Here is a 25588-nt window from a genome sequence, read left to right as displayed (position 1 = left end):
TCTAGTATCCGCTATTCCACGGGCAGTGACAGCACAAAAATGCTGCCGCCGCCAGGATTGTCGAAACAGCGTTTCAGTCCGTTCTGTACCGCGGCCACCACCGGCTGGCACGCCAGGCCAGCACGCCCCGGGGCGGTATTGATCGCGCCGCGCTCGGTGGACTTCAGCGCGCCACGCGCACGGTTCATCGGGAAGTGCCGCCGCACCGTGCCGTTCGGCCGCGCCCCTTGTGCGCCTGGCATGGTGCTGCGGCGCGCTTTAGCCTGGGGTTCGGTGCGGTCCTGGCGCCGGCCGCTATCGGCCGCGCCGCCTGGCCGCAGGCTGGCCGGCTCGTGGACATTCGCCACCAGGATTGCGTCCGGCATGGATTCGAGCAGGCTGCCGAAGCACGCTATGGCGTCCGGGGCTCCCGCGTGATCTGTCTTGCTGCAGTCTGTCGCCATCGTCCTGCTTTCTGAATGAAACTCACTGAATTTCACATCCCGTGCAGCAGCGCTTCTTGCTTAGCCTCAAGACAGTCTAAGTGATCGCCATAATCTCCGCAAGAATGTGCTTGGCGATATCGGGATGGCGGCCCAGGGCGACATGGCCGATGCCGTGCAGCGCGATGTTGCGCGCGCCGGGCAAATGGCAGGAATCCTGGGGCGCGATGATGTTGTCGTGGTAGGAGTAAATGGAAGTGAACAGGCTGCGCTGCCCGCGGTCGTCCGCATCGAGCTGCGCCAGCCATTCCGCGTCGCGCCGCATCTGGCGCGCATTGTCGCCCAGGCCCATATGCGCCAGGTCTGTGCCATGGTGCGGCGTGCCGAGCGTGATGATGCGCGCCACGCGCGCCGCCCCGAAACGGCGCAGCCAGGCGCGCGCCACCAGGCCGCCCATGCTGTGCGCCACGATCACCAGCCTGGCGCTGCCGCTGGCCGCCAGCAGCGCCTGCACCGCCTGCTCCAGCTGCAGCGCATAGTCTTCGATATCGCCAAACACCGGCTCCAGGTCCACCGTGGCGTGGCTGAAGCCCTGCGCCTCCAGCTGCCGTGCCAGGTGCACCCAGAAACCGCCATTGGCGCCATAGCCGTGCACCAGCAGCACCGGCAGGCCGCGCGGTGCACTGGCCAGGTGCAGGCGCGGCTGGTGGCGCAGCATATGCCATGAGGTCACCGCCATGGTCGACCTGAACTCGTTAAAGAACAGTTGCAAACGCTGCAGCCAGCCCAGTTGCGCCTCCGCCGGCACCGGCCGCGCCGCCATGCGGAAGTTATTGGCGGAGATGGCCATGCGTACCAACAGTACAACGCCTGCCGCCAGCAGCAGGGCCACATCGGCCGGCACCAGGCGCGCCAGCAGCCAGGCAAGCGCGCCAGCAACGGTCACTTGCAAAGCCATTACAAGTAACAGCATGCGCTTAACCACTGGTCATCCCCTCAGGTTTTGCCGCCCAGGCGTTGCGCCAGGCCGCTCGCCAGCCTGGCCGTGATGCCGTAAATCGACAGCTGCGGGTTGGCGCCGATGGAAGTCGGGAACAGCGAACCGTCGTGCACCGACAGGTTGCTGATGCCGCGATATCGCCCGTCCGGCGCCACCACGCCGGTCACCGCGTCGCCGCTCATGGCGCAGCCGCCCATCACGTGCGCCGAGACCACGCGCGTCAGCAGCTTTTGCATCGGCAGCGCGGCAATGGCTTGCTGCGCCTCGCGCCAATCCTTGTAGGGCTGGTCCACCAGCTCGTGCACCGGGCGCACGCCCTCGGCGCCGGCGGCGAACTGGATTTCGGCCATGGTCAGCAGCGCGCGCCGCGCGCCATCCCAGAAGTACGGCGTGAGCGGGTAGTCGAGGCGCGGCGAACCGTCGCCATGCACGGTCACGCGGCCGCCCTCCGATTCGGCATGGAAGCCGTCGCGCAGCAGCGCCAGCATGCCCTGGATGTGGGCAAAGCGCCCCATCAGGCTGGCGTGCGCCGGACCGAAGGCCGACACCGTGGTGCCAGCCAGGACCGGATGCAGCGGCCCCACTTCCAGCTTGTAGCCCATCGGCCCATCGACCGCCTGCGTGTGCAGGAAATGGTCCGAATACACCGTCTGCGGCGCGCCGCTGAACGCCTCCACCGGCTGCGCGTAGGCGCCGATCGACAGCACCACCGGGTGCAGGAAGGTGCGCCGGCCCAGCACCTGGTAAGGATCGGGGGCGCCGGACCGCAGCAGCAGCGCCGGCGAATTGATGGCGCCGCCCGCCACCACGAAGTGGCGCGCTTTCAGCGTCAGGCGGCGGCCGCTCGCCTCCAGGCCGTCGGTCGTCAGCGCCGCGCACTCCAGCGCCGTGGCCTGGCCGCCGGCCAAGGTAAAGCGTTCGGCGCGCGCCCGCGTCAGCAGCACGGCGCCCTTTTCCAGCGCGGCGGGGATGGTGGTGACCAGCATCGATTGCTTGGCATTGGTCGGGCAGCCCATGCCGCAGTAGCCGAGGTTCCAGCAGCCGTTGACGTTGCGCCGGATCAGGGCCGTCGAAATGCCCAGCTTCTGCGCGCCGCGCCGCAGCAAGTCGTTGTTTTCGTTGGGCGGGGTCGGCCAGTCACTGATGTGCAGGCGCTCCTCCATTTTCTGGAACCAGGGCGCCAGCGCCTCCACGCTGTAATCCTTCAAGCCGTATCGGGACTGCCACCATGCCAGCGTATCGGGCGGGGTGCGGAAGCTGGAGGTCCAGTTCACCGTGGTCGAGCCGCCGACAGTGCGGCCCTGCAGGATGTTAATGGCCTTGTCGGCCGTCTTGCGCGCTGCCGAATCCTGGTACAGGGCGGGATAGGCATCGGCCTCGCGCATCTTGAAATCCTTCGACGATTTCAGCGCGCCCTCCTCCACCATCAGCACTTTCAGGCCGGCATTGGCCAGAATTTCCGCCGTCACGCCGCCGCCCGCGCCGGTGCCGACGATCACCACGTCGGCATCGAAGCTGCGGTCCTGCTGCAGGGTGGACGCATCGATGACTTGCCAGCCGGCCGCGATGCCAGCCTGGATCGGATCTGGAATCGGGCTGCTCATGCGCTCAGCTCCTTCATCGGACCGTTATAGCCGGTTCCCACCCAGGTGGCAGGATCGGCATACCAGCCGCCCAGCACCAGGTCATGCAGGCCATGGTAAGCCGTCTGCAGCATTTCGGTGCGGTGCGTGCGCCAGTTTTGCAGGAAAGCCGCCACCTGTGCCGGCGACGCCTCCTGCCAGGCCGGCACGCCCGCCAGCAGGCGCCGCGTAGGCGCCATGGCCAGCAAGCCGAACAGGTCGCTGATTTCCTTCTGCATGGACAGCGGCAACGCCGCGATCGCCGCCGCCACCCGCTCGATCCCCGCCGCCAGCGCCGGCGGCGCCGGCTGCAGGCCGGTAATGGCCGGTATCAGCGCCGCCAGCATGAGGCGGCCCTGCTCATCCAGCCCGAAGCGCTGCAGTGGCGCCGGCCGGAAATGCCGATAAGCCGCCCCGCCCGCCGCCAGCGCCAGGCCGCCCAGCAGCCCCGCCTTCAAAAAAGTCCTGCGTTGCATCGTGTCTCCCCTCATTTGTCCACTTCGGGGTCAGGAACAAAGGTGGACATTTGTCCACCTTTGTTCCTGACCCCGAAGTGGACATTTGGTTGGTTTAAGGTGGTTTCTAAGGTTGGCGCCGGGCTGCGGCTAGAGCGAAAGCGCGAATCCTTGCGGCTGGGCGGGGCCTTGGCCGTCATCTGGCGCGCGATGCCGCGCAGGATGTTGACTTCTTCCGTCTCCAGCCCGGCACGCGCAAACATGCGCTTCAGGCGCGGCATCAGCTTGCGCGGGTTGTTGGCGTCGAGGAAGCCGATCTCGACCAGCGCCTGCTCCAGGTGCTGGTACATGCCTTCCACCGCCGCCGCACTGGCCGCCTCGCCGTGGAAGCCGACCGGGCTGGCGGCGCGCTGGCCGTCCAGCGCCGCCATGCGGCATTCGTACACCAGCACCTGCGCCGCCTGCGCCAGGTTGAGCGAGGAGTAGTCGGGGTTGGCCGGGATGTTCACCAGCACATTGCATGGCTCCACAATCTCATTGGGCAGGCCGAAGCGCTCGTTGCCAAAGATCAGCGCGGCGTGCAGTTCGCCGCCCGCCACCAGCTGCCCGGCGAATTCGCGCGGCGTCACCACCGGCGGCGAGAACTCGCGCAGGCGTGCCGACACGGCTGCCGTGAAGTTGATGCCTTCCAGTGCCTCCGCCATCGAACCGACCACGCGCGCGCCGGCCAGGATGTCCTGCGCGCCGGAGGCGAAGGCCACCGCCTCCTCGTGTTCGCAGGCGCCCTCAAAGCGCGGGTTGACCAGCACCAGGTCGGAAAAACCCATGGTTTTCATGGCGCGCGCCACCGAGCCGATATTGCCCGGGCGACTGGTCTCGACCAGCACGATGCGCAGGCGGTGGAAGGCGGAGGATGCGGATTCGGTCTGCTTCATTTATAATCGCGGGATTCTGCGTTGGGCGTGCATTTTACTCCGCCGGCACAACGCGCCGCTCTTTTTCAATCTTGTCATCATTTCCGCTGCCGGATGCGCGAAGCGTTTCCGTGGGCGGCAATGGCTATTTTACGGAAGCTAGTATGCACCCAATGCTGAATACGGCCATCAAGGCCGCGCGCCGTGGCGCCGCTGTGATCAACCGCGCCTCCTTCGACCTGGACCGCGTCAACGTAACTGAAAAGCAACATAACGATTTCGTCACCGACGTCGACCAGGCCGCGGAACAGGCCATCATCGAAGTGCTGCTGAAGGCCTACCCCGACCATGCCATCTATGCCGAAGAATCGGGCATCACCGGCACCGTAAATGACGAGAGCGAATACGTGTGGATCATCGATCCACTGGACGGCACCACCAACTTCATGCACGGCTTCCCACAGTACGCCATCTCCATCGCCCTGCAGCAAAAAGGCGTGGTGACCCAGGCCGTGGTGTACGACCCGGTACACAACGACCTGTTCACCGCCACCAAGGGCGCCGGCGCCTACCTGAACGAGAAGCGCATCCGCGTCAACAAGCTGGACCGCATCAGCGGCGCTCTGCTGGCGTCCGGCTACAAGCCAGGCTCGCCGGCTGCGATCGCCGAATTCGCCAAGATGTTCACCATCATGGCCGAGCGCTCGCACGGCATCCGCCGCGCCGGCTCCGCCGCCCTGGACCTGGCCTACGTTGCCTGCGGCCGCCTGGACGGCTACTACGAAAAAAACCTGAAGCCGTGGGACATCGCGGCCGGCGCCCTGCTGGTGACCGAAGCGGGCGGCATCGCCGGCGAATTCAACGGTGAATCGAACTACATGAACACCGGCCACATCATCGCCGGCTCGCCGAAAATCTTCGGCCAAATGGTTGGCCTGTTGGCAGAGTTTGCATAAAGTTAAGCCCAGATTCACTACAAAAGAGGCCCTGCGGGGCCTTTTTTATTGTTGCTGTGCGTCAAGGCACAAAACTTTACTGCTATACTTCCGCTAGCGCCGAGGTTTCCGTACGGCAATAATTTTCATAAAATTTACAGAATAATCACATCTATGTCTTTTTCCGATCTCGGCCTGTCTGATGCCATCGTGCGCGCGGTAGCCGAAACCGGCTATACAGCCCCTACTCCGATCCAAAGCCAGGCCATTCCCGCCGTGTTGAATGGCGGCGACCTGCTGGCCGGCGCCCAGACCGGCACCGGCAAGACGGCCGGCTTCACCCTGCCTGTGCTGCACCGCCTGTCGACCGACGCCGTGGGCAGCAAGCTGGCCAACAATACCGCCCCGCGCGCCATCCGCGCCCTGGTGCTGACCCCGACCCGCGAACTGGCGGCCCAGGTGGAAGAAAGCGTCAAGACTTACGGCAAGCACACCAAGCTCAATTCGGCCGTGATCTTTGGCGGCGTCAGCATCAACCCGCAGATCAAGCTGCTCAAGCACGGCGTCGACATCCTGGTCGCCACCCCGGGCCGACTGCTGGACCACATGCAGCAAGGCACGGTCAACCTGGACAAGATTGAAATCCTGGTGCTGGACGAAGCCGACCGCATGCTCGACATGGGCTTCATCCGCGACATCCGCAAAGTGCTGGCAGCCCTGCCGCCCAAGCGCCAGAACCTGCTGTTCTCGGCCACCTTCTCGGACGAGATCAAGGCCCTGGCCGACGGCCTGCTGGACAACCCGAAAACCATCGAAGTGGCGCGCCGCAATTCGACGGTGGAAATCATTTCGCAAAAAATCCACCCGGTCGACCGCGACAAGAAGCACCCAATGCTGTCGCACCTGATCCGCAGCAACAACTGGACCCAGGTACTGGTCTTCACCCGCACCAAGCACGGCGCCAACAAGCTGGTCGAACAGCTGGGCAAGGATGGCGTGAAAGCCATGGCCATCCACGGCAACAAGAGCCAGACCGCGCGCACCCGCGCCCTGGCCGAGTTCAAGGACGGCACCCTGCAATGCCTGGTGGCGACCGACATCGCCGCGCGCGGCATCGACATCGACCAGCTGCCGCACGTGGTCAACTACGATCTGCCCAATGTGCCGGAAGACTACGTGCACCGCATTGGCCGCACCGGCCGCGCCGGCGCCAAGGGCGAAGCCGTGTCGCTGGTATGCGTCGACGAGCACATCATGCTGCGCGATATTGAACGCCTGATCAAGCAGACCCTGCCGCGTGAAGTGATCCCCGGTTTCGAGCCGGACCCGAACGCCAAGCCGCAGCCGATCCAGCTGCGCAGCGGCGTCGGCCGCCACCAGAACCGCCCACCGCGCCAGGGCGCCGGCGGCGGCAATGGCAACGGCGGCGGCAACCGCAGCCAGAACGGCCAGGGCAAGCCACGCGTCGCCGCCAACGGCAACCGCGACGGCGCCCCGCGCGGCGCCGCCCCATCCGGCATCCGCCGCGACGCCCGCCCGGGCGGCAACGCCAACGCCCCCCGCCAGCGCACCCGCTAAGCAACCATGTCCACCCTGGGGTCAGGAACAAAAGTGGACATTTCTTGCTGCTGCGAAAAAAATGTCCACTTTCTTTCCTGACCCCGGGGTGGACATTTATACTTGGCGGCATGCCTAGATTCGCTGCCAACCTGTCGATGCTGTTTACCGAGGCGCCGTTTATCGAGCGCTTCGGCTTGGCGCGGGCGGCCGGTTTCCTGGGCGTGGAATTCCTCTTTCCTTATGCGTTTGATGCGGATGACATCCGGGAGCGCTTGCAGCGCCACCAGTTGCAACTGGTGCTGCATAACCTGCCGCCGGGCGACTGGCAGGCCGGTGAGCGCGGCATGGCCTGCGATCCGCGCCGCTTCGAGGAGTTCCAGGACAGCGTGGGCCTGGGCCTGGAGTATGCGCGCGAACTCGGTACGCCGCGCGTGCATTGCATGGCCGGCATCGTGCCGGGCGGCCTGGCGCCGGAACGGGCGCGCGAGGCCTATGTGCGCGCCCTGCAGTATGCGGCCGACCAGTTCGCCCCGCTCGGGGTCGAGGTGCTGGTGGAGCCGATCAACCATTTCGACATGCCGGGCTACTTCCTGAACCATAGCCGCCAGGCGCTGGACATCCTGGCCGAGGCGGCCCGCCCCAACCTGTTCCTGCAGTACGACATCTACCATATGCAGCGCATGGAGGGCGAACTGGCCAACACCCTGCGCGCCTGCCTGCCCCATATCCGCCACCTGCAACTGGCCGATACGCCGGGCCGGCACGAGCCGGGCACCGGGGAAATCAATTATCCCTTCCTGTTCCGCCTGCTCGACGAACTCGGGTATGAAGGCTGGATCGGCTGCGAATACCACCCGCGCACGCGCACCGACGCCAGCCTGGGCTGGCTGGCGCCCTACCTTCCCGCCTGATCTTTGCGTTGGCGCAAACGCGCCGGCCGCGCCATGGCGCAAGATGGTCCTTGCCGCCCGAGGAGACCATCATGAAACGCTACCTGTGCTTACTGTTGTGCCTGCTGCTGGCCGCCTGCGCCAGCAATCCGCGCCTGAAGGAAGTGCGCTCCCTGGCCGATGATGCGCCGAAACTGGCGGCCTTCAGCGACCTGAGCCAGCGCTTCCGCGACACTTACCAGCGCGAACAACCCTACCTGGGCAGCGCCGCGGCCCAGCGTGAAGAAGTGATCGACCGCAAGCGGCGCGATGCCTACCCCGACTTCATTGCCCTGCACAGCGCCGCCAGCATCTACCTGCGCGCGCTGGGCGCCCTGGCCGGCGGCGATGCCTTCGAGTACGGCGACCAGGTCAAGCAGCTGGCCGAGGGCATCAAGGCCTGGCCGGAAACCGGCCTGAGCGACCGCCATGTGAATGCCTATTCCGGCCTGGTGCGCCTGCTGCTGCGCGCCAGCATGGGGCGCAGCCAGGACCAGGCGGTGCAAGCCATGCTGCGCGAGGGCTATGAGCCGCTGCAGGGCACGCTGGACGCCATGCACACCTTGCTGCGCTACTTCAACAAGAACCACGATAACGAGCAGCGCATCGTGCTTGGCATGCTGGAGGTGGAAATCCCCTACGCCGATGCGCCGCGCGACCGCCTGCTGGCGGCGCTGGCGCGCGCCCACCAGCAGGAAAAGGTGCGCGAATACCGCCTGCTCGGCCTGCGCCACACCCTGGCCGCCCAGCATATCGACGCCATGCGCGAGCGCCACGCCGCCCTCTACCAGGGCCTCGATCCCCAACCGTCCGCCACCTTGCAAGGAGCCCAACCATGAGCCTGACCGCCACCCTGCCGCATGACCTGGAGCGCCTGGCCGACAGCCTGTCGGCCAGCGCCGATGAACTGCACGCACGCATCATGCGCGGCATCCGCCAGCAGCAGCGGCTGGTCGGCAACAATGGCCTGGGCGGCGCCAGCCCGCTCACGCACGGCGCGGCACAGGCCCTGTTTGAAAACGAGGTGGCGCTGCGCCAGCAAGCCAACAGCCTGTATGTGGACGCGGCCAGCCATACGCTGGAGGGCATGGGGGTCACGCTGGAGGAACTGCTGCGCCTGGCGGCCGAGGCGCGCGCCACCATCCGCCGCATCGAGCGCGTCAAGGAGCTGGCCGGCATCAGCGCCGACCTGCTGGCGGTGGCGGCGGCCATCGCGGCGGCGCGCCCGGAAAACCTGGTGGCGCCGCTGGAGAGCCTGAAAAAGCAACTGGCCGCACGCCAGCCACACGGGAGTGCGTAAATGCCGTAGCAGGCATACAATGGTCTTCCGAACAATGACTTCGTGGAGACCGTCATGGGCCTGTCGCGCGAACAGCTTGCATCTTTGCAAGCCGCACTGGAGCAACGCAAACTCACGTTGCTGCAGCAGCTGGCCGGCCGCATGGACGGCGAGCTGGCGCGCGTGCCGGCGGTGGAGGAAATCGAAACCTCGCCGGCTGACAGCGCCAGCAACCGCACCCTGAACCAGCTCGAGCTGGAGGCCGACGAGCACAAGCAGGCCCAGCTCAGCAGTGTGCGGCACGCCCTGGCCAAGATCGACGACGGCAGCTACGGCTTGTGCGATAACTGCGGCAATGAAATCCCCTTCTCCCGCCTGAATGCCCGCCCGGAAGCCCCGCTGTGCATCGCCTGCCAGACCCGGCTGGAGAAAGCGACGGCCGCCCTGCGCTGAGGCGCCAAGGAGGCACTATGGCTTACAAGACTATCCTCGTGCATGTCGATGAAGCGCCGCACAGCGCGGCGCGCATCCTGCTGGCGGGGGAACTGGCGTTGCAGGAAGGCGCGCACGTGATCGGCGTGGCCACCACCGGCATCTCGCGCTTCCTGTACCAGAACGAAACGGTGGACGAGGACGATCCCCACCTGGCGCGCCACCTCGACATCCTGCGCGCGCGCGCCGCCCGCGCCCTGGCCGAATTCGCGCCGCGCCTGCAGGCCATGGGCGTGCAATCGTTCGAGCAGCGCGTGCTGGACGATGAGGCCAGTGCCGGTCTGAGCCTGATGGCGCGGCACGCCGACCTGGTCATTCTCGGCCAGCTCGACCCGCGCCAGCGCGGCCCCGACGTGCCGGCCGACGTGCTGGCGGCCAGCGGCAAGCCGGTCATCGTGCTGCCGCTGGCGGCCCGCACCTCGGCCACCATCGCCGTCACGCGCGACGGCGTGGCCAGCAGCGGCGGGCCGGCGCCGGCGCGCCACATCCTGGCGGCCTGGAACGCCAGCCGCGAAGCCGGGCGCGCGCTGCAGGACGCCCTGCCCCTGCTGCGCCGCGCCGACAGCGTGACGCTGGCCATCATCGATGCCGCGGCGCGGCCCGGCGTCTTTGGCGATCCGCCCGGGGCCGATATCGTGGCCTGGCTGGAGCGCCATGGCGTGCATGCCACGGTGGCGCTGGGCCAGGGCGAACGCCAGGGCCTGCTCAAGCGCGGCGGCGACGTCGGCAGCCAGCTCCTGGCGCTGGCGGCCGAGCGCGATTGCGATTTGCTGGTGATGGGGGCTTACGGCCATTCGCGCCTGCGCGAGACGCTGGTGGGTGGCGTCACGCGCAGCGTGCTGGACAGCACGACGCTGCCGCTATTGATGTCGCACTAGGCGTCGCCTCAATCGTCCGACATCCAGGCCTGGTTGCGGATCTTGGCCACCTGGCGTTGCGCCAGCCACTTCCAGATCTGCAGCGCATCTTCCTGCTTGCAGCTCATATGGCGCGGCGAGGCGAGCGCGATCTCGCAGTCGCGGTCCGACCATTCCTCATAGCGCACGGCGCCGTCCTGGCCGACTTCGACCTGGTACATCAGGCCGTCGTCATAGCCGAACTTCAAGGTCGCGCTGCCCGGCAAGCCATCGGGTGCATGGATCTTGCCGCCGTAGACATCCGCCAGTGCCGCCACCAGTTGGGCTTCGGTCGGCGCCGAAATATCGCGGCGGTCTGGCCGCGAGAGTACTACCCATGCCTGTGTCATTGACGCTCTCCCCCTCAAAACAAAGCGATCGCTTCTTGTGGCAGATGATGTACTGGACGGCGCGCCGTGGTCATGATCCACGTCTAGTCGGACGCATGTTTGCTGCTTTTATTGTAGCAACTATCATAGCGGAAATTACTTTTCGCAAAAGGGGCGTTTGCATTCCGCAACAGGCAGGCTTACACGTATTGTGGCACTGACAAGGGATTGAAATCCTTCCAGTCGCCGCCCTCGATCGTCCCCTCGGCGCGCTCGACCTGCTGCGCGCCATGCCGGCGCATCAGCTCGATGGCGCGCGCGGCGTCCTCGCCGTCCGCCGCCACGGCCACCAGCATGCCGGCCTGGCGCGGCGGCGGCCCCGATTCATCCTTTTCCTTCAACTCGGAAAAACTGTACAGCGAACCGACGTGGGCCCCGACCAGGCCGCCCAGCACCGGCCCCACCGGCCCGGTCAGCGGAATGGTGGCCGCCCCCAGCGCGGCGCCGACCGCGGCACCGGTGACTTCACCCTTGGCCAGGCCTTCCGGCGTATCCTGCGCCCCGGGCGACGCGATGCGGTCGCCGCCGGTCGGGATCACGGCATGCTGCCCGGGCGGGTTGGCGTAAAAGGTGGTGACAGTGTCGGCGGCAAAGCCGGCCGCCTGCAGCGCGTCGCACATGCGCGCGCATTCGTCCTGCGTCTGGAAATGTCCGGCAATGATGTTGGCCATGGCGTTCTCCTCAAAAGCACCAGCCTGCCCAAGCTGCCGCCTGGCGACAGTTAAATGCCGCACACGCACGATTTTCCTTTCCAGCCGTATAATCGATTGGCCCGCAAACAGATGCCACTTTGACATGAGTAGCTTCTACAATGAAAGGACGGTCGAGCAAGCCGCCGTGGCCCTGTCGGAGCTGCTGGACGGGCACCCTGTCGCCACTTTCGTCATCGACTGCGGCCATGTCATCACCCACTGGAACAAGGCGTGCGAGCACCTGCTGGGCTGGAGCACGCAGGAAATGGTGGGCACGCGCCAGCACTGGCGCGCCTTTTACCCGCGCCCGCGCGCCCTGCTGGCCGACCTGATCGTGGATGCCGTCGATCCCGCCACCGACCGCCATTTCCGCGACAAGTACCAGGCCTCCACCCTGATCGACGGCGCCTACGAGGAGGAAGACTTCTTCCCCAATATCGGCGCCGCCGGCCACTGGCTGCAGTTGACGGCGGCGCCGCTGCGCGGCCGCGACGGCCGCCTGGTGGGGGCGATCCAGAGCCTGCGCGACGTGACCGAGCGGCGCGTGGCGGAGAACGCGCTGCGCCAGGCGCACGACCGGCTGGAACAGACCGTGCGCCAGCGCACGGCCCAGCTCACGCGCACCCAGCAGCAGCTGGTGCAGGCCGACAAGCTGGCCTCCATCGGCCAGCTGGCAGCCGGCGTGGCGCACGAAATCAACAACCCGATCGGCTATATCTTTTCCAACTTCGGCACCCTGCAAGGCTACCTCGACAGCCTGTTCGCCATGCTCGACGCCTACCAGCAGGCCGAAGCCGCGCTGGCCGACCCGGCGCTGGCGGCGCGCCTGCGTGCCCTGCGCGAGCAGGTGGAACTCGACTTCCTGCGGCAGGACATCCCCACCCTGATGCAGGAGTCGAAGGAAGGCATCGTGCGCGTGCGCCATATCGTGCAGGACCTGAAGGACTTCTCGCGCGTCGACAGCGCGCAGGAATGGGTCTGGGCCGACCTGCGCCAGGGCCTCGACTCCACCCTGAACATCGTCGCCAACGAAATCAAGTACAAGGCCGAGGTGGTGCGCGCCTATGCCGAGATTCCCGACATCGAATGCCTGCCGCTGCAGATCAACCAGGTGGCGATGAACCTGCTGGTCAACGCGGCGCACGCCATCGGCCCGATGCGCGGCCGCATCGAGCTGCGCACCGGCTGCGACGGCGAGCATGTCTGGTTCAGCGTGGGCGACAACGGCTGCGGCATCGCGCCGGAACACCTGGACCGCATCTTCGACCCCTTCTTCACCACCAAGGAAGTCGGCAAGGGCACCGGCCTCGGGCTCTCACTGTCCTACGGCATCGTGCAAAAGCACCAGGGCCGCATCGACGTCGAATCCGCGCTCGGCCGGGGCACGACATTCCGCGTCACGCTGCCGCGGCGCCGCCCCGCCCATGAGGAAAAGGAAGCCAAGCCATGATGACCATCCTGTGCGTCGACGACGAACCGAACATCCTGTCCGCCCTGCGCCGCCTGCTGCGCGGCAAGGGCTACCAGGTGCTGACCGCCGACAGCGGCGCCGAGGGCCTGCAACTGCTGGCGCAGCAGCCGGTGGACCTGGTGATTTCCGACATGCGCATGCCGGAAATGGATGGCGCGCGCTTCCTGGCCCAGGTGCGCGAGCGCTGGCCCGGCACCGTGCGCCTGCTGCTGACCGGCTATTCCGACGTGCAGTCGATCCAGGACGCCATCAACTGCGGCGAGATCTACCGCTACATCACCAAGCCGTGGGACGACAGCGACCTGCTGCTGATCGTGCGCCACGCGCTGGAACGGCATGCGCTGGAACAGGAGAAGCTGCGCCTGGAAGCGCTCACGCGCCAGCAGAACGAGGAACTGCGGCGCCTGAACGCCAGCCTGGAACAGAAGGTCGAGGAGCGCACGCGCCAGCTCAAGGCCAACTTCCTGACCACCATCAAGATCCTCTCCAGCATCGCGGAAATGCGCGGCAGCAGCGTGCCCGGCCATGCGCGCCAGGTGGCGGAGCTGGCGCGCCGCATCGCCGTCCAGCTCCAGCTCGAGCCGCAGGAGGTGCAGGACGTCTTCATCGCCGCCCTGCTGCACGACCTGGGCCGCATCGGCTTTTCCGACGAGGCGCTGCGCACGCCGGTCACCGCGCTGCAAGGCGAGGCGCTGGCGCAGTACCGCAAGCATCCGCTGCACGCCGAGCACCTGCTGATGCCGCTGGCCGACCTGGCCGGCACCGCCGCCATCGTGCGCCACCAGCTGGAGCGCTTCGACGGCCAGGGCTTCCCCGACCGCCAGCTGGGGTTCGCCATCCCGATCGGCGCCCGCATCCTGGCGCTGGCGGCCGACTACTACAACCTGCAGCAGGGCGCCCTGGTGCAGCGCCACCTGCGGCCGGAGGAAGCCAAGTCGCTGCTGCTGGACGGCGCCGGCAAGCGCTACGACCCGGCGGTGGTGCAAGCCTTCCGCCAGGTGGTCGATGGCGGCGTGCGCGGCGCGGCCGAGGCGCACGACCTGGAGCTGCTGTCGGGCGAACTGGTGCCGGGCATGGCGCTGTCGCGCGACGTGGTCAGCCGCGATGGCCTGATGCTGCTGGCGGCCGACCATGTGCTCGATGCGCGCATGATCCGCCAGCTGCAGGACTTCGAGAAGAAAAGCGGCAGCCGGCTGCCTATTTTTGTACAGCGTGCACGGGCAAGTGCAGCGTGAAGGCCGAGCCCTTGCCCGGCTCGGAAATCACGGCGATGCGGCCGCCGTGCCGGTGCACGATGCCGTACGCCAGGTAGAGCCCTAGCCCGGTGCCGCTGCCCACCGGCTTGGTGGTGAAGAAGGGATCGAAGATGCGCCCCAGGTGCTGCGGCGCGATGCCGGCGCCATTGTCCTGGATGCGCACCCACACGCCGTCGCGGTCGGTACCGGTAATGACGCGGATGATGCCCTGCTCCTCGATCGCCTGCGCCGCATTGAGCAGGATATGGCGCAGGGCCTGGTTCAGCTGCGCCGGCTGGCACTGCAGCGGCGGCAGCTGGCCGTAATGCTTTTCCACGCGCGCCTTGAAGCGCAGCTGGCCGGCCAGCGCATCGAGGGTGCTGTCCAGCCCCTCATGCAGGTCGGCCGCCTGCTGCCACTGGCTGTCGCCGCTGGCCGACACATCCTTCAGCGCCTGCACGATATCGCGCACGCGGCGCAAGCCGTCCATCGACTCGCGCAGCAGGGCCGCCGTGTCCTCCTTCAGGAAGGCGAGGTCGGCCTGCGCCATCTGCTCGGCGCTGGCAGTGCGCTCGACCAGTTCGAACAGGGTGTCGGCATAGCTTTTCAGGGTGCCGAGGTTGGAGGTGACGAAGCCGACCGGATTGTTGATCTCATGCGCCACGCCGGCCGCCAGCTGGCCGACCGAGGCCATGTTCTGCGCCTGCAGCAGGCGCTCTTCCATCCGCTTGCGGTCGGTGATGTCCGTCAGCGCGCCGATCACTTCCAGCGGCGCGCCCTGCCCGTCGCGGATCAGGCGCAGCTGGTCATGCATCCACAGGTAGCGCCCGTCGGCGGCGCGGAAGCGGTACTCGTAGGTGCGTTCGCCGACGCTGAAAATCTGCGCCAGGCTGGAGAAGATATGCGGGGCGTCGTCCGGATGGATGTGGTCGAACCAGAAGTTGGGATCGGCCAGCATCTCCTCCGGCCGGTAGCCCAGTACGTTGAGCGCGTTGGCGCTGACGAAGGTCATCTTGAAGTCGCCGCTCGGCACCGTGCTGTAGATGATGGCCGGCGTATTGTCGACGAGGTACTTCAGGCGCTGCAGCGGATCGGCCGGCTCGCTGGGGCGGGCCGGCGTATCGCTGGTGATGAAATCGAAGTCCTCGAATTCCATCGCCGCTTACCAGTCGGCCCAGGCGTAGGAACGCGTCGGCAGCGGCATGGCCAGGAAGGCCGGCGCCGGCGCCGGCGGGGGCGGCGCCGGCAGCCAGTCGCGCGGATCGACGCGGTAATACTTCTGCAGCTCGCCGTACAGGTCGGCATGGCGCTCGGCCAGCTGCCAGGGGCGGGTAAAGTAGGTTTCGGTGACCACGGCGAAGAACTCGGCCGGGCTGGTCGCGCCGTAATGGTCGAGCACGCTGTCCTGGCGCCCCATCCAGGCTTCGTGGCGCAGGTTGGCGTAGTCGCGCGACAGGATTTCCGACCAGCTGCGGTAGCTGTCCGGGCTGCCCAGGTACGGCGCGCCATTGGTGCTGCCCGACTCACTGTCGAGCTGGTGCGCAAACTCATGCAGCACGACGTTGTTGCCGCCCTGCCAGTCCAGCGTGCCGCGCGCCACATCGTCCCAGGACAGCACGATGCGGCCATCGCTCCACGATTCGCCCAGCATCTGCTGGCGCGCCGCGGTGATGACGCCGCCCGGCCCGACTTCGGCGCGCTCGGCAATAAAGGCGCCCGGATACAGCAGGATGGTGTGCAGGTCGCGGTAAACCTTGCTGGGCTTGTTCAACAGCAGCAGGCAAGCCTGGGCCGCAATGGTCAGGCGCATGTCGTCACTAACCTCAAGGCCTGCGCAGCCGATGAACTTCTTCTGGTGCAGGAATTGCACCACCATGCGCTGCAGCTGGCGCTGCAACTCGGGCGCCAGCGCGCGGTAGAAAGGAAGGCTGCGTTCGATGATGGCCTGCTCCGCAGGCGACAGCGCACGCGCCAGGGCGCGCTGCCGCGCCCAGCGGAAATACAACCAAGGCGCCGCAATCGCCAGCGCCGCACAAATAGGCCAAAGCCAAGCTTCCATGATGCCGTCCATAACAGAACTCGTTCCGCCACAGATGGGGCTGCTTAACGGCGTTTCAACCTGCCGTCACCCTGGGAAGCTTAGCACCGATTGCCTTATGGCTGGGCCTTTTGCATCGAGCCGGGCACGCCGAACAGGGCGGCCACCAGCGGGTCGCGCTGCACCGGGCCGCGGTTGACACGGATTGCATAATGCGTGTCGTCGGCCAGGATGTGGAAGTGGCGGCCATTGCCGGCCATGCTCTGCTCGCGCAGGCTGGGGCGTTCCTTGCGTGGCGGGGCGCCTTCACGCTTGGGCTGGGCAATGGCCGCCAGGAACGCTTGCACGCGTTCGGCGTCCGGGGTCAGCTGGTAAACAGCCTTGCCCAGGTAGGTTGCCGTGCCTTCGATATAGCGCGCCAGTTCGATCACGCCCGCTTCGCGCAGGTCGCGGATGTATTTGCGGGCGCCGGACGGCGAAAACTTCAGGAACCAGGCGATTTCGTCAGCCAGCATTTCATGGTTTTGTAGTTCCGCCACCAGTTTTTGCATGTTTTCGATCCGGCGCAAGGTTGCCGAGGTGGAACGGACGCGTTCAATCGGCGCCAGCGACAGGGCTTTGCGCTCCGTCACGGGGCCGGGGCGCTCGACCAGCGCAAGGCGGGGACGGGGCGGCACTGCCGGCAGCGGGGCGGGCAGTTCCTGGTTAGCTTCGATTTCAAGGCCGTGGGACGATTCTCTGATTGCGTGCATTTGGTCACTCCTTATAGATGCCAGGGTGGATTCGCAGGCTCCAGAGTGCCCGGCCACGGCTCATCGGTCTGTGCGGCAACGAACATACAAACGCATTAAAGTTAGTTATTTGGCATTTTCCGCGCCGGCGGGCCGGGCTGTGTGTGTTCCCGAACAGAAGTCAGGCACGGCCCACCCTATGCTGGAGCCGGCTTCATTCAAACCGGAGGAACCAAGATGAAATATCCAGTACTGCTCGCAGCCCTGGCCCTGGCCGGCCTGACAGCCTGCGAAAAGACCGTGACCAACAACCCGCCGCCAGCGGTCGAGCCAGCCCCGCCGCCGGCCGTGGTGCCGGGGCCGCCCGGGCCACCCGGCCCCCAGGGCGAGCCTGGCACCCCTGGCCCGCAGGGTGAGCCCGGCAAGGCTGGCGACACCGTGATCGTGCAGCCGCAAACCCCGCCGCCAGCGCAGCCGGAACCGACCAAGCAGTGAGGCCGGACACCGCCGTCCATGCCCGTTTGGACGGCGGTTTGCCGAACACGCAATACTAAAACTTGGTTCACGTTGTAGAAAAGCTACATACTTGCTATAATCCAAGGTGATTGTGCGCTAGCGCACTGATTCAGGCTGTTACCAACGCCTACACTGAACCCACAGCAAGTAACACAGCTGGGAAAAGGAGTCGCGTCCTTGACCCGCGACTTTTCTACTCAATAATAACGGGAGTTATCTAGTGAACAAGATTAAAAATATTGCCATCGTCGCTGCGCTGATGTCGGCTTCTTTCGCCGCCACCGCCCAGGAAACCCTGAACCAGAACTGGTATGTTGCCCCGACCGTCGGCGTGTTCCGTCCGGACAGCGCCTGGGCCGTCTCCAAAGATGACGCCGCCTACGGCCTGCGCGTCGGTAAAGCCCTGAACGACAAGTGGGACCTGCAGATCGGCACCTCCTACGGCTCCACCACCGAAGCCGGCCAGCGTTACACCCAGAAGCTGCTGGGCGTGGACGGCCTGTACCTGTTCTCCCGTAAAAACATCCGTCCATTCCTGCTGGTGGGCGCGGGCGCCGAGCGCGACAAGTCGAACCTGCTGAACGGCTCCGAGCCAGCCCGCACTTCGCCTTACCTGGCCGCTGGCCTGGGCGTGCAAGCCAACATCACCCCACGCCTGTTCTTCCAGGCTGACCTGCGCAATGTGCACGGCTTCATCCGTGGCGACCAGTTCAACAACTCGAAGTCCGACAACAAATACCTGAACTTCTCGCTGAACTACCTGCTGGGCGCGGCGCCACAGCCAGCACCTGCTCCAGCACCGGCACCGGTCGTGGCACCAGAGCCAGCACCGGCCCCGGCACCAGCCCCGGCCCCAGCACCAGCGCCAGTCGCACCGAAGTTCGAAAAAGTCACCATGGCTGCCACCGAACTGTTCGCCTTCGACAGCGCCAACCTGGCACCGAACCAGCCTAAGCTGGACGAAATGGCCAAGCTGCTGAACGACAACCCATCCATCGGCAACGTGGTCATCACCGGCCACACCGACCGCCTGGGTTCCGACAAGTACAACCAGAAGCTGTCCGAGCGCCGCGCCGAGTCCGTCAAGGCTTACCTGGTAGGCAAGGGTGTCGCCGCGTCCCGCCTGTCCGCACAAGGCAAGGGCAAGACCCAGCCAGTGGTACAGTGCAACGACAAGAAGCAAAAGCGCGCTGACCTGATCAAGTGCCTGGAGCCAAACCGCCGCGTGGAAGTGGAACAAGTGACCGTGGAACGCCGCGTGAACTAATCCATTGCTGCTGCAATGACAAAGGGGCCTGCGGGCCCCTTTGTTGTTTGTGCCCTGGCGCACGGTGCGGCGGCGCGCGCCGGCGTAAGGTTTGCCCATGAGCTGGCGACGATTCCCCCACATAGCGCGCAAGCTGCCCTCGGTCGGCTGGTGCGCCATCACCGAATGGCTGGAGCACCGCGCCAGCAGCAAAGGCGCCGCCCTCGCCTTCTACACCCTGTTCTCGCTGGCGCCCATCCTGGTACTGGTGATCGCCATTGCCGGCCTGTTCTTCGGCAAGGAAGCGGCGCAGGGCGAACTGTTCTTCCAGCTGCGCGGCCTGGTCGGCAGCCAGGGCGCGGAGGCGATCCAGCTGGTGCTGGCCGGCGCCACCAATGAAGAACAGGGCCTGCTCGCCACCATCATTGCCGGCGCCCTGCTGCTGTTCGGCGCCACCAGCGTGTTCGCCGAACTGAAAAGCAGCCTGGACGAAATCTGGCAGTTGCCGCCCGCGCCCGGCAGCGGTATCTGGGATACCGTACGCACCCGCCTGCTGTCTTTCGGCATGGTGCTGGTGCTGGGCTTCCTGCTGCTGGTCTCGCTGGTGGTCAGTGCCGCCCTCACCGTGCTGGAAAAGAAGATGGGCGCCTACTGGCGCGACGCGGCGCAGCTGCTGACGCTGCTCAACCAGGTCATCAGCTTCATCGTGATCGCCACCCTGTTCGGCGTGATCTACAAGATGCTGCCGCGCATCCGCCTGTCCTGGCGCGACGTCGTGATCGGCGCGCTCGGTACGGCGGCCCTGTTCACCCTCGGCAAATACGCGATCGGCGCCTATATCGGCAACAGCGGCGTGACCGACAGCTTCGGCGCCGCCGGCTCGCTGATCGCCCTGCTGCTGTGGGTGTATTACTCGGCCCAGATCTTCTTCCTCGGCGCCGAATTCGCGCGCCAGTACGCGCTGCAGCTGGGCAGCCTCACTCACCGAGCAGTTCGGCCACCACCTCCATCCCCTCCACCTTCTCCGCCACCACCTTGAGGATCACCACCAGGGGCACGCCCAGCAGCAAGCCCCACACGCCCCACAGCCAGCCCCAGAACAGCAGGCTGACAAAGACGGCGGCGGCGTTCATGCGCGCGATGCGGCCGGTCATCCAGGTGGCGATGCCGGTGCCGACCAGGGTGGCGATGGCGGTCGAGGCCAGCGCCACCATCAGCACCAGCTGCAGCGATTCCGTTTGCAGGTAGGCTGCCACGCCCAGGGCGCACACGATCAGCAAGGGGCCGAAGTACGGCATCAGGTGCAGCAGGCCGGCCACGATGGCCCAGGCGCCGGCATTTTCCAGGCCGAGCGCGTGCAGGGCCAGCCACATCAGCAGCGCCAGCAGCACATTGGTCACCAGCAGCATGAACATATAGCCCTGGATCGAGGAATTGATTTCGTCGAGGATGTGCACGGTGACCTTCTTGCGCGACAAGGAGGGGCCGGCCAGCTTGACCAGCTTGCGCTTGAAGGTGTCGCCCGACAGCAGCAGGAAAAAGACCAGGAACACCACCATCGTGGCCTGGCTCAGGAAGGCCAGCAAGCCGCGCGAACCGGCCCAGACCCAGTCGATGACCTTGATCTGGCTGCCCTCCTGGGTCAGCACGGCGACCGGCTTGCGCGCCGGCGCGCTGGGCTTGCCGGCCGTGGCCTGCTCGATCTGGGTCGCCACGTCCTGGATGCGGCGCAGCGTGCTGTCCTTGGCGCTGGTGGTGCTGGCCACCAGGCGCGACAGCTTGCGTCCCGCTTCGGGCAATTCTTCGATGATGTTGGAAAATTCGACGTGCACCTTTTCCGCCGTCACCGCCATGCCAAGCAGGATGGCGCAGGTGACGAGGCAGGTGCCGAGCGCGCGCCCGATATGCACGCGCTCCAGCCAGCCGACCAGCGGGTTGAGGGTATAGGCCAGCAGGATGCCCAGCAGCAGGGGCACGAGGAAGTCCCGGCCCCACTGCAAGGCATACAGGAAGGCGACAGTGGCGAGGATGGTCTGCGCCAGGCGCATGATAATCCCGGCCACCCGCGTTTATTTGACGCGGATGTCGTTCTTCACTTCTTTCACGCCCTTGACGCCGCGCGCCACTTCACCGGCCTTGGTGATGTCGGCGGGCTGGGCGACAAAGCCGCTCAGCTGCACGGTGCCCTTGAAGGTTTCGACATTGATTTCCGTCGATTTCAGGGTCGGTTCGTTAAAGATGCTGGCCTTGACCTTGGTGGTCAGGGCGGCGTCGTCGATGTACTCGCCGGCGCTTTCCTGCGTTGGCGTCGAGGCGCAACCAGCCAGGCCCAGGGTCGATGCAACAAACACGGCAGTAGCGAATTTATGTGCGATTTTCATGGCGCTTCTCCTATGTGTGGTTGGGTGTTCCGGGCACTAGTGTCCAGCTAACAAGCCCTTCCATCTGTTCGCCAGCGAACATTGTGCGGGATCGCACAGACGAGCGCGACATGCAAGCCTAGGCTGTCAGCAATCCCACCCACAGGAGGAGACGCTATGAAACCGACTGTATCCCTTACCGCATTGATGCTGGCCGTGGCCGCGCTGTCGGCCGGCTGCGCCAGCAATTCGTCCTACCCGCAGGCGACCGACTACTCCACCATGTCCGACGCTTCCACCTACGGCACCATCGACTCGATCCGTGTCGTGCGCGTCGACCCCGCCACCAGCGGCGCTGGCGCCGTGGCGGGCGGCCTGCTGGGCGCACTGGCCGGCAGCCAGGTCGGCTCCGGTTCGGGCCGTACCGCGGCCACCGCGGCCGGCGCGATTGGCGGCGCCGTGGTTGGCAACCGGGTCGAAGAGAGCCGCAACATGCCGCGCGACGTCTACCAGATCAGCATCCGCCTGGATAACGGTGACTACCGCACCGTCAACCAGGACAGCGCCTACGACCTGCGGGTCGGCAGCCGCGTGCGCGTGGTCGATGGCCGCGTCTACCGTTACTAAGGGGAGCTTGCCATGACCACCATCCTGCTGATCCTGCTGGTCCTGATCGTCATTGGCGCCCTGCCCACCTGGCCGCACAGCCGCAGCTGGGGCTATGCCCCCAGCAGCATTGCCGGCCTGATCGTTGTCGTCCTGCTCATCCTGCTGCTGACCGGCAGGCTGTAGGACAAGGAGGCCCATCATGAAAATGCTGTGCGGCGCCGCCCTGGCCCTGGCCCTGTCGGGCCTGGCCGGCGCCCAGGTCACGCCGCCGGACATCGCCCGGCAGCAGCAACAAGAAATCAAGCGCGGCGACCCGCCGCGCTGGACCCGGCCGGACCGCACCGAAGCGGCCCAGCTGGCGACGCTGCGCAAGGAAATCAATGCCGCCCTGCGCGAGGCGCTGGAAGCCTGCAAGCAGCAAGGGGCCGGCGCCAACAGCGACTGCGTGAAACAAGCGCGTGCGACCCACCATGACGATATGGCAAATTTACGCCAAATTCACGTCGCCACGCGGGATATGTCACGTATATATGAGACAAGTGGCAAATAAAATTTGGCACCAACAACCTGGAGTTATGGTCACCCCATAAAAAGTCATCCTTACCAAAGGTCAGCTCAGGTATGATGCCCGCATGCCAGATGCGTACCAATTTCAACGAGCACAACACCGGGCGAGCACCGTCAACCGGTTGGGCATCGGCACGGACCTATACGACCGCTACACGGAGTTGAGCGCGCCGCACGTGAGCCCGGTTTCCGTGCGCAAGGGGACGGTCCTGCAGGAAGCCGGGGCGCGCGCCACCCATTACTACTGGATCGCCAGCGGCGTGGCGCGGCGCGGCCACATCTCGGTGGCCGGCGAAGACCTGACCCTGGGCTTCATCACCGAAGGCGAGAACACCGGTTCGCATACCGACATGATGGGCGGCCTGCAGGGCGAGCCGGCGCGCGAGTTCTTCGTCGCCGAAACCGCGGTCGACGCCTGGCGCATCGACTGGGCCGCCATGCAGCGCCACAAAGCCGAACATGGCTTTGTGCACGAGTACTACCTGAAGATCATCGAATGCAGCATCCGGCGCTACGCGGCCAACCTGCAGATCCGCAGCCATACCTCGGCCGAGGCGCGCCTGGAAGCGTTCCGCAGCCAGTTCCCGGGCCTGGAACAGCGCATCACCCAGCGCGCCCTGGCCTCCTACCTCGGCATCACCACGCAATACATGTCGCGCCTGCGGCGCACGGCGTAAGGCGCCGCCTAGGCTTCGTCGCCCGGCTTGCGCCGGATCAGCCAGACCACGCCCGCCGCCACCAGCGCGCCCACGGCCAGCGCCGGTTTCAGCAGGCGGCGCCGGCGCCCCAGCCAGGAGGCGGCCGTGACCAGCAAGGGCAAGGCGGTCTTGAAATTGATGTTGGACAGGCCGCCGCCGGGGCCGATGAAATGGCCCAGCCGCGCCTGCACCGCGCCGATGGCCTGGTCCACCGCCCCATGCAGCAAGGCTTGCGGCTGCAAGGCGTTGATCACCTCATGCTTGGAGCGCAGGGTGCTCAGGCGGTACAGTTCGCCTTCCCGCACCAGCCGCTCCTTGGCCACCGCCAGTTCCGCCAATTCCTTTTTGGACGCCATGGTTCCCCTCTCAAAGCAGCATATCGCGGTCGGACTTGAGTTCGGCCATGGTGGCCGACAAGCCCAGTTTGCCCTGCCGTACCAGGCTGCGGCCCCACAGCACCAGGGCAACCGCCAGCACGGCAAACACCACCGCCAGCACCAGCAGGATGCGCCAGCCCATCGCTTCCCAGCACAGGTAGATCAGGGTCGCGGTACCGAACGCGATGGCGAACCAGGCAGCCAGCATGGCCACCGCGAACACCAGGGACAGTTGCAGCAAGGTGTCGCGCACCTCGGTCAGCTCGAGCGCTGCCAGTTCCAGGCGCGACAGTAAAAGGTGCAGGCAGTTTTTGGCAAGCCCGGCCAGTGAGGCGATCAGGCCGGGCGGTGGTGGGACCTGGTGTTCGGCGGCCATTATTTACGGCCGAGGATGACACCGACCAGCAGGCCGACGCCGGCTGCCACGGCAATCGAACGCCACGGGTTTTCCTTGACGTAGGCGTCGGTCGAGGCGGCCGCCTGCTTGGCGCCGGCGATGGCGCTCGCTTGCGCCTCGTGCACCTTGGCCAGGGCCGTGTCGAGCGCCTTCATGCCGCGCCCGCGCAGTTCGTCGGCCTTTTCGCCGGTCAGGGCGGTGGCGGCGGTAAACAGCGCCTGCGCATCCTTGACCAGGGTCTTCACGTCGTTGTTGACGGTACTGATGTTCTGTTCCAGCATGATAGGACTCCTCTTTGGTAAGTAAAGTACGCCAAAAATTACGCCAGTAAGTCCCGCATATCGTCGGCGTGTTCTTCCTCCACCGCCATGATTTGCGTCAAGAGTTGCTTGGTCGTCGGGTCGCTGTCACCAATCAATTCGATCATCTGGCGATAGCTTTCGATGGCCACCCGTTCTGCCACCAGGTTGGCCCGCACCATCGCTTGCACCTCCCTTGAGTCATCATACTCGGCATGGCTCCTGTCGAGCAACGTTGCTGGATTGAAATCGGGTTCACCGTTGAGCTGAACGATGCGTTCGGCCAGCCAGTCGGCATGTTCCTGTTCCTGCGTCGCGTGTTCCAGGAACTCGGCCTTGATGGCGGCGTTGGCCAGGCCGGTCACCGTGTAGTAGTGGCGCTTGTAGCGCTGGATGCAGACCAGCTCGGTGGCCAGCGCTTCGTTCAGCATTTGCAGCACCATGGCGCGGTTGCCCTTATAGCCTTCGGTCACCGGACCGTCGGCCATATTGCGGGCCGCCGCGCGGATCGCATTCTTGTCGATCATGAAGTCTCCCTGTGGTTAACGGCGGGTGGTGACGGGACGCCCGGCTTCGGACAGCACGATTTCCACGCGCCGGTTCAATTGCCGCTCGCCCGCGGTGGCATTGCTGGCGACCGGATACGCTTCGCCATAGCCGCGTGTCTCGATGCGCGAGCGGTCCACCCCCATCTGGCTCAGCGCGCTGCGGATCGCTTCCGCGCGGCGCTGCGACAGCTGCAGGTTGTAGGCGTCGCTGCCGGTGCTGTCGGTAAAGCCCTCCACCAGCACGGTGCGGTCCGGGTTGTCGCGCAAGACATCGGCCAGGCGCTGCGCGGTGGCCAGGCCCTGCGCCGTCAGGTTGGCCTGGTCGACGTTGAACAGCACGTCGCCGAAGGTGATCACAATGCCGCGTTCGGTCTGCTTGGCCTGCAGTTCGGACAAGGCGGCGGCCAGGGCGGCGGCGCGCGCCTGCGCATCGCGCGTCTGGGCTTCGGCGCTGGCGGCCTGGTTCTGCGCGGCCTGGGCCTGGCTTTGCGCGGCTTCCGCTTCCATGCGCGCCTGGTCGGCGCGGCGCTTGGCCGCTTCCGCCTCGGCGGTGCGGGCATCCAGGCGCACCTGGTCGCGCTGGGCGGCGGCATCCTTCATCTGGTCCTCGGCCGCCTTGGCGCGCGCGATTTCCTGGGCGCTGGCAATCTTCTGCTTGGCCAGGTAGGCCAGCTTGTCGATATTGGCCAGGCTTTCGTTGCGGGCGGCGGCCGAGTTGGCCTGGTCCAGCGCGCGCGTGGCGGCGCCCAGTTCGGCGCTGGCGTACTTGGCCACCAGCGGGTCGCCCTGCGCTTGCGCATAGTTGGCGCGCGCCGTTTCCAGCTCACTGGTGGTGGTCGGGGTGGTGCTGCAGGCAGCCAGCAGGATGGCGGCGGCCAGGGCGACCGGTTTCAACGATGGCTTGAACATGA

At 66.1% G+C, this 25588-nt stretch carries 32 protein-coding genes and 1 pseudogene; 16 read left to right on the top strand and 17 right to left on the bottom strand.

The genetic code is table 11. The annotated features are described in order from the left end of the window. Positions 1-11 precede the first annotated feature (11 nt). The 5 genes and pseudogenes from ACE3TQ_RS05480 to ACE3TQ_RS05460 form a co-directional block, all read right to left on the bottom strand. Entirely contained in the window at positions 12-365 is a 354-nt protein-coding gene (locus ACE3TQ_RS05480) for a hypothetical protein (RefSeq protein ID WP_374580954.1), read from the bottom strand. A gap of 154 nt (positions 366-519) precedes the next feature. Then, positions 520-1395, bottom strand: a complete 876-nt coding sequence (locus ACE3TQ_RS05475) for an esterase/lipase family protein (RefSeq protein ID WP_374580953.1) — start codon at positions 1393-1395, stop codon at positions 520-522. A gap of 23 nt (positions 1396-1418) precedes the next feature. Further along, positions 1419-3026, bottom strand: a complete 1608-nt coding sequence (locus ACE3TQ_RS05470) for a GMC family oxidoreductase N-terminal domain-containing protein (protein WP_374580952.1) — start codon at positions 3024-3026, stop codon at positions 1419-1421. Next, complete coding sequence (locus ACE3TQ_RS05465; RefSeq protein ID WP_374580951.1) at positions 3023-3520, bottom strand: hypothetical protein; 498 nt, start codon at positions 3518-3520, stop codon at positions 3023-3025. The genes ACE3TQ_RS05470 and ACE3TQ_RS05465 overlap by 4 nt, the downstream gene beginning before the upstream one ends. Positions 3521-3687: 167 nt before the next feature. Then, positions 3688-4434 (bottom strand): annotated as a pseudogene (locus tag ACE3TQ_RS05460) (RNA methyltransferase); the annotation flags it as partial. 152 nt (positions 4435-4586) lie between these two features. Between ACE3TQ_RS05460 and ACE3TQ_RS05455 the strand changes: the two are divergent. The 7 genes from ACE3TQ_RS05455 (at position 4587) to ACE3TQ_RS05425 (ending at position 10486) form a co-directional block, all read left to right on the top strand. Continuing rightward, the gene (locus ACE3TQ_RS05455) at positions 4587-5369 is read left to right on the top strand and encodes an inositol monophosphatase family protein (RefSeq protein ID WP_374580988.1); all 783 of its coding nucleotides are present in this window, start codon (positions 4587-4589) and stop codon (positions 5367-5369) included. Positions 5370-5522: 153 nt separating this feature from the next. Further along, on the top strand, positions 5523-6926 hold the full coding sequence (locus ACE3TQ_RS05450) for a DEAD/DEAH box helicase (RefSeq protein WP_374580950.1): 1404 nt from the start codon (positions 5523-5525) through the stop codon (positions 6924-6926). Positions 6927-7036: 110 nt separating this feature from the next. Continuing rightward, on the top strand, positions 7037-7819 hold the full coding sequence (otnI, locus tag ACE3TQ_RS05445) for a 2-oxo-tetronate isomerase (RefSeq protein ID WP_374580948.1): 783 nt from the start codon (positions 7037-7039) through the stop codon (positions 7817-7819). 71 nt (positions 7820-7890) lie between these two features. Next, positions 7891-8676: a hypothetical protein gene (locus ACE3TQ_RS05440; RefSeq protein WP_374580947.1), complete on the top strand. Its 786-nt coding sequence runs from the start codon at positions 7891-7893 to the stop codon at positions 8674-8676. Continuing rightward, positions 8673-9137: a hypothetical protein gene (locus ACE3TQ_RS05435; RefSeq protein ID WP_374580945.1), complete on the top strand. Its 465-nt coding sequence runs from the start codon at positions 8673-8675 to the stop codon at positions 9135-9137. The genes ACE3TQ_RS05440 and ACE3TQ_RS05435 overlap by 4 nt, the downstream gene beginning before the upstream one ends. A gap of 54 nt (positions 9138-9191) precedes the next feature. Then, positions 9192-9569 (top strand): TraR/DksA family transcriptional regulator, encoded by a 378-nt coding sequence (locus ACE3TQ_RS05430; protein ID WP_374580944.1) that lies wholly within the window; start codon positions 9192-9194, stop codon positions 9567-9569. 17 nt (positions 9570-9586) lie between these two features. After that, positions 9587-10486: a universal stress protein gene (locus ACE3TQ_RS05425; RefSeq protein ID WP_374580943.1), complete on the top strand. Its 900-nt coding sequence runs from the start codon at positions 9587-9589 to the stop codon at positions 10484-10486. An 8-nt stretch (positions 10487-10494) separates the two neighbouring features. Here the strand turns inward: ACE3TQ_RS05425 and ACE3TQ_RS05420 are convergent, their stop codons facing one another. Together ACE3TQ_RS05420 and ACE3TQ_RS05415 are read right to left on the bottom strand one after the other, a co-directional pair. Then, a complete protein-coding gene (locus tag ACE3TQ_RS05420) occupies positions 10495-10854 on the bottom strand; it encodes a hypothetical protein (protein WP_374580942.1) in 360 nt (119 codons plus the stop codon). Between the two features lie 179 nt (positions 10855-11033). Then, complete coding sequence (locus ACE3TQ_RS05415) at positions 11034-11564, bottom strand: hypothetical protein (protein WP_374580941.1); 531 nt, start codon at positions 11562-11564, stop codon at positions 11034-11036. A gap of 124 nt (positions 11565-11688) precedes the next feature. Here ACE3TQ_RS05415 and ACE3TQ_RS05410 point away from each other — a divergent pair, with 124 nt between their 5' ends. Continuing rightward, positions 11689-13035: an ATP-binding protein gene (locus tag ACE3TQ_RS05410; protein ID WP_374580940.1), complete on the top strand. Its 1347-nt coding sequence runs from the start codon at positions 11689-11691 to the stop codon at positions 13033-13035. Further along, the gene (locus tag ACE3TQ_RS05405; RefSeq protein ID WP_374580939.1) at positions 13032-14291 is read left to right on the top strand and encodes an HD domain-containing phosphohydrolase; all 1260 of its coding nucleotides are present in this window, start codon (positions 13032-13034) and stop codon (positions 14289-14291) included. The genes ACE3TQ_RS05410 and ACE3TQ_RS05405 overlap by 4 nt, the downstream gene beginning before the upstream one ends. On the opposite strand, the gene ACE3TQ_RS05400 is transcribed toward ACE3TQ_RS05405, so the two are convergent. The 3 genes from ACE3TQ_RS05400 to ACE3TQ_RS05390 all read right to left on the bottom strand — a co-directional run bounded on the left by ACE3TQ_RS05400 (position 14254) and on the right by ACE3TQ_RS05390 (position 17081). Next, a complete protein-coding gene (locus ACE3TQ_RS05400; protein WP_374580938.1) occupies positions 14254-15447 on the bottom strand; it encodes an ATP-binding protein in 1194 nt (397 codons plus the stop codon). The genes ACE3TQ_RS05405 and ACE3TQ_RS05400 overlap by 38 nt on opposite strands. A 6-nt stretch (positions 15448-15453) precedes the next feature. Then, a complete protein-coding gene (locus ACE3TQ_RS05395) occupies positions 15454-16350 on the bottom strand; it encodes a zinc-dependent peptidase (RefSeq protein ID WP_374580937.1) in 897 nt (298 codons plus the stop codon). A 95-nt stretch (positions 16351-16445) separates the two neighbouring features. Continuing rightward, positions 16446-17081 (bottom strand): winged helix-turn-helix domain-containing protein, encoded by a 636-nt coding sequence (locus ACE3TQ_RS05390; protein ID WP_374580936.1) that lies wholly within the window; start codon positions 17079-17081, stop codon positions 16446-16448. A 216-nt stretch (positions 17082-17297) separates the two neighbouring features. Between ACE3TQ_RS05390 and ACE3TQ_RS05385 the strand changes: the two genes are divergently transcribed. The 3 genes from ACE3TQ_RS05385 to ACE3TQ_RS05375 all read left to right on the top strand — a co-directional run bounded on the left by ACE3TQ_RS05385 (position 17298) and on the right by ACE3TQ_RS05375 (position 19861). Further along, the gene (locus ACE3TQ_RS05385; protein WP_374580935.1) at positions 17298-17555 is read left to right on the top strand and encodes a hypothetical protein; all 258 of its coding nucleotides are present in this window, start codon (positions 17298-17300) and stop codon (positions 17553-17555) included. Between the two features lie 241 nt (positions 17556-17796). Then, positions 17797-18843: an OmpA family protein gene (locus ACE3TQ_RS05380; protein WP_374580934.1), complete on the top strand. Its 1047-nt coding sequence runs from the start codon at positions 17797-17799 to the stop codon at positions 18841-18843. A 97-nt stretch (positions 18844-18940) separates the two neighbouring features. Beyond that, positions 18941-19861, top strand: coding sequence for a YihY/virulence factor BrkB family protein (locus ACE3TQ_RS05375; protein ID WP_374580933.1), 921 nt, complete (start codon positions 18941-18943; stop codon positions 19859-19861). On the opposite strand, the gene ACE3TQ_RS05370 is transcribed toward ACE3TQ_RS05375, so the two are convergent. Both ACE3TQ_RS05370 and ACE3TQ_RS05365 read right to left on the bottom strand, forming a co-directional pair. Next, a complete protein-coding gene (locus ACE3TQ_RS05370) occupies positions 19800-20870 on the bottom strand; it encodes an AI-2E family transporter (protein ID WP_374580932.1) in 1071 nt (356 codons plus the stop codon). The genes ACE3TQ_RS05375 and ACE3TQ_RS05370 overlap by 62 nt on opposite strands. Before the next feature lie 21 nt (positions 20871-20891). Beyond that, complete coding sequence (locus ACE3TQ_RS05365) at positions 20892-21203, bottom strand: BON domain-containing protein (RefSeq protein WP_374580931.1); 312 nt, start codon at positions 21201-21203, stop codon at positions 20892-20894. 156 nt (positions 21204-21359) lie between these two features. Here ACE3TQ_RS05365 and ACE3TQ_RS05360 point away from each other — a divergent pair, with 156 nt between their 5' ends. From ACE3TQ_RS05360 to ACE3TQ_RS05345, 4 genes are all read left to right on the top strand, one after another. Continuing rightward, positions 21360-21809 (top strand): glycine zipper 2TM domain-containing protein, encoded by a 450-nt coding sequence (locus ACE3TQ_RS05360; RefSeq protein WP_374580930.1) that lies wholly within the window; start codon positions 21360-21362, stop codon positions 21807-21809. Positions 21810-21821: 12 nt separating this feature from the next. Beyond that, the gene (locus ACE3TQ_RS05355) at positions 21822-21974 is read left to right on the top strand and encodes a DUF3309 family protein (RefSeq protein ID WP_374580929.1); all 153 of its coding nucleotides are present in this window, start codon (positions 21822-21824) and stop codon (positions 21972-21974) included. 16 nt (positions 21975-21990) lie between these two features. Then, entirely contained in the window at positions 21991-22341 is a 351-nt protein-coding gene (locus ACE3TQ_RS05350; protein WP_374580928.1) for a hypothetical protein, read from the top strand. 193 nt (positions 22342-22534) lie between these two features. Continuing rightward, the gene (locus tag ACE3TQ_RS05345; protein WP_374580927.1) at positions 22535-23035 is read left to right on the top strand and encodes a Crp/Fnr family transcriptional regulator; all 501 of its coding nucleotides are present in this window, start codon (positions 22535-22537) and stop codon (positions 23033-23035) included. 8 nt (positions 23036-23043) lie between these two features. Here ACE3TQ_RS05345 and ACE3TQ_RS05340 read toward each other — a convergent pair whose 3' ends face one another. The 5 genes from ACE3TQ_RS05340 to ACE3TQ_RS05320 are packed head-to-tail and all read right to left on the bottom strand — an operon-like array spanning position 23044 to position 25586. Next, the gene (locus ACE3TQ_RS05340) at positions 23044-23412 is read right to left on the bottom strand and encodes a hypothetical protein (RefSeq protein ID WP_374580926.1); all 369 of its coding nucleotides are present in this window, start codon (positions 23410-23412) and stop codon (positions 23044-23046) included. Positions 23413-23422: 10 nt separating this feature from the next. Continuing rightward, on the bottom strand, positions 23423-23809 hold the full coding sequence (locus ACE3TQ_RS05335; RefSeq protein ID WP_374580925.1) for a phage holin family protein: 387 nt from the start codon (positions 23807-23809) through the stop codon (positions 23423-23425). Beyond that, positions 23809-24111, bottom strand: a complete 303-nt coding sequence (locus tag ACE3TQ_RS05330) for a YqjD family protein (protein WP_374580924.1) — start codon at positions 24109-24111, stop codon at positions 23809-23811. Before ACE3TQ_RS05330 ends, ACE3TQ_RS05335 begins: the two co-directional genes overlap by 1 nt. 38 nt (positions 24112-24149) lie before the next feature. Next, entirely contained in the window at positions 24150-24656 is a 507-nt protein-coding gene (locus tag ACE3TQ_RS05325) for a bacterioferritin (protein ID WP_374580923.1), read from the bottom strand. 15 nt (positions 24657-24671) lie between these two features. Next, positions 24672-25586 (bottom strand): OmpA family protein, encoded by a 915-nt coding sequence (locus tag ACE3TQ_RS05320; RefSeq protein ID WP_374580922.1) that lies wholly within the window; start codon positions 25584-25586, stop codon positions 24672-24674. Positions 25587-25588 lie beyond the last annotated feature (2 nt).

Source organism: Pseudoduganella sp. (assembly GCF_041914865.1).
In the GTDB taxonomy this organism is placed as follows: Bacteria; Pseudomonadota; Gammaproteobacteria; order Burkholderiales; family Burkholderiaceae_D; genus Rugamonas.
This window is presented reverse-complemented; position numbering and strand designations above follow the sequence as displayed.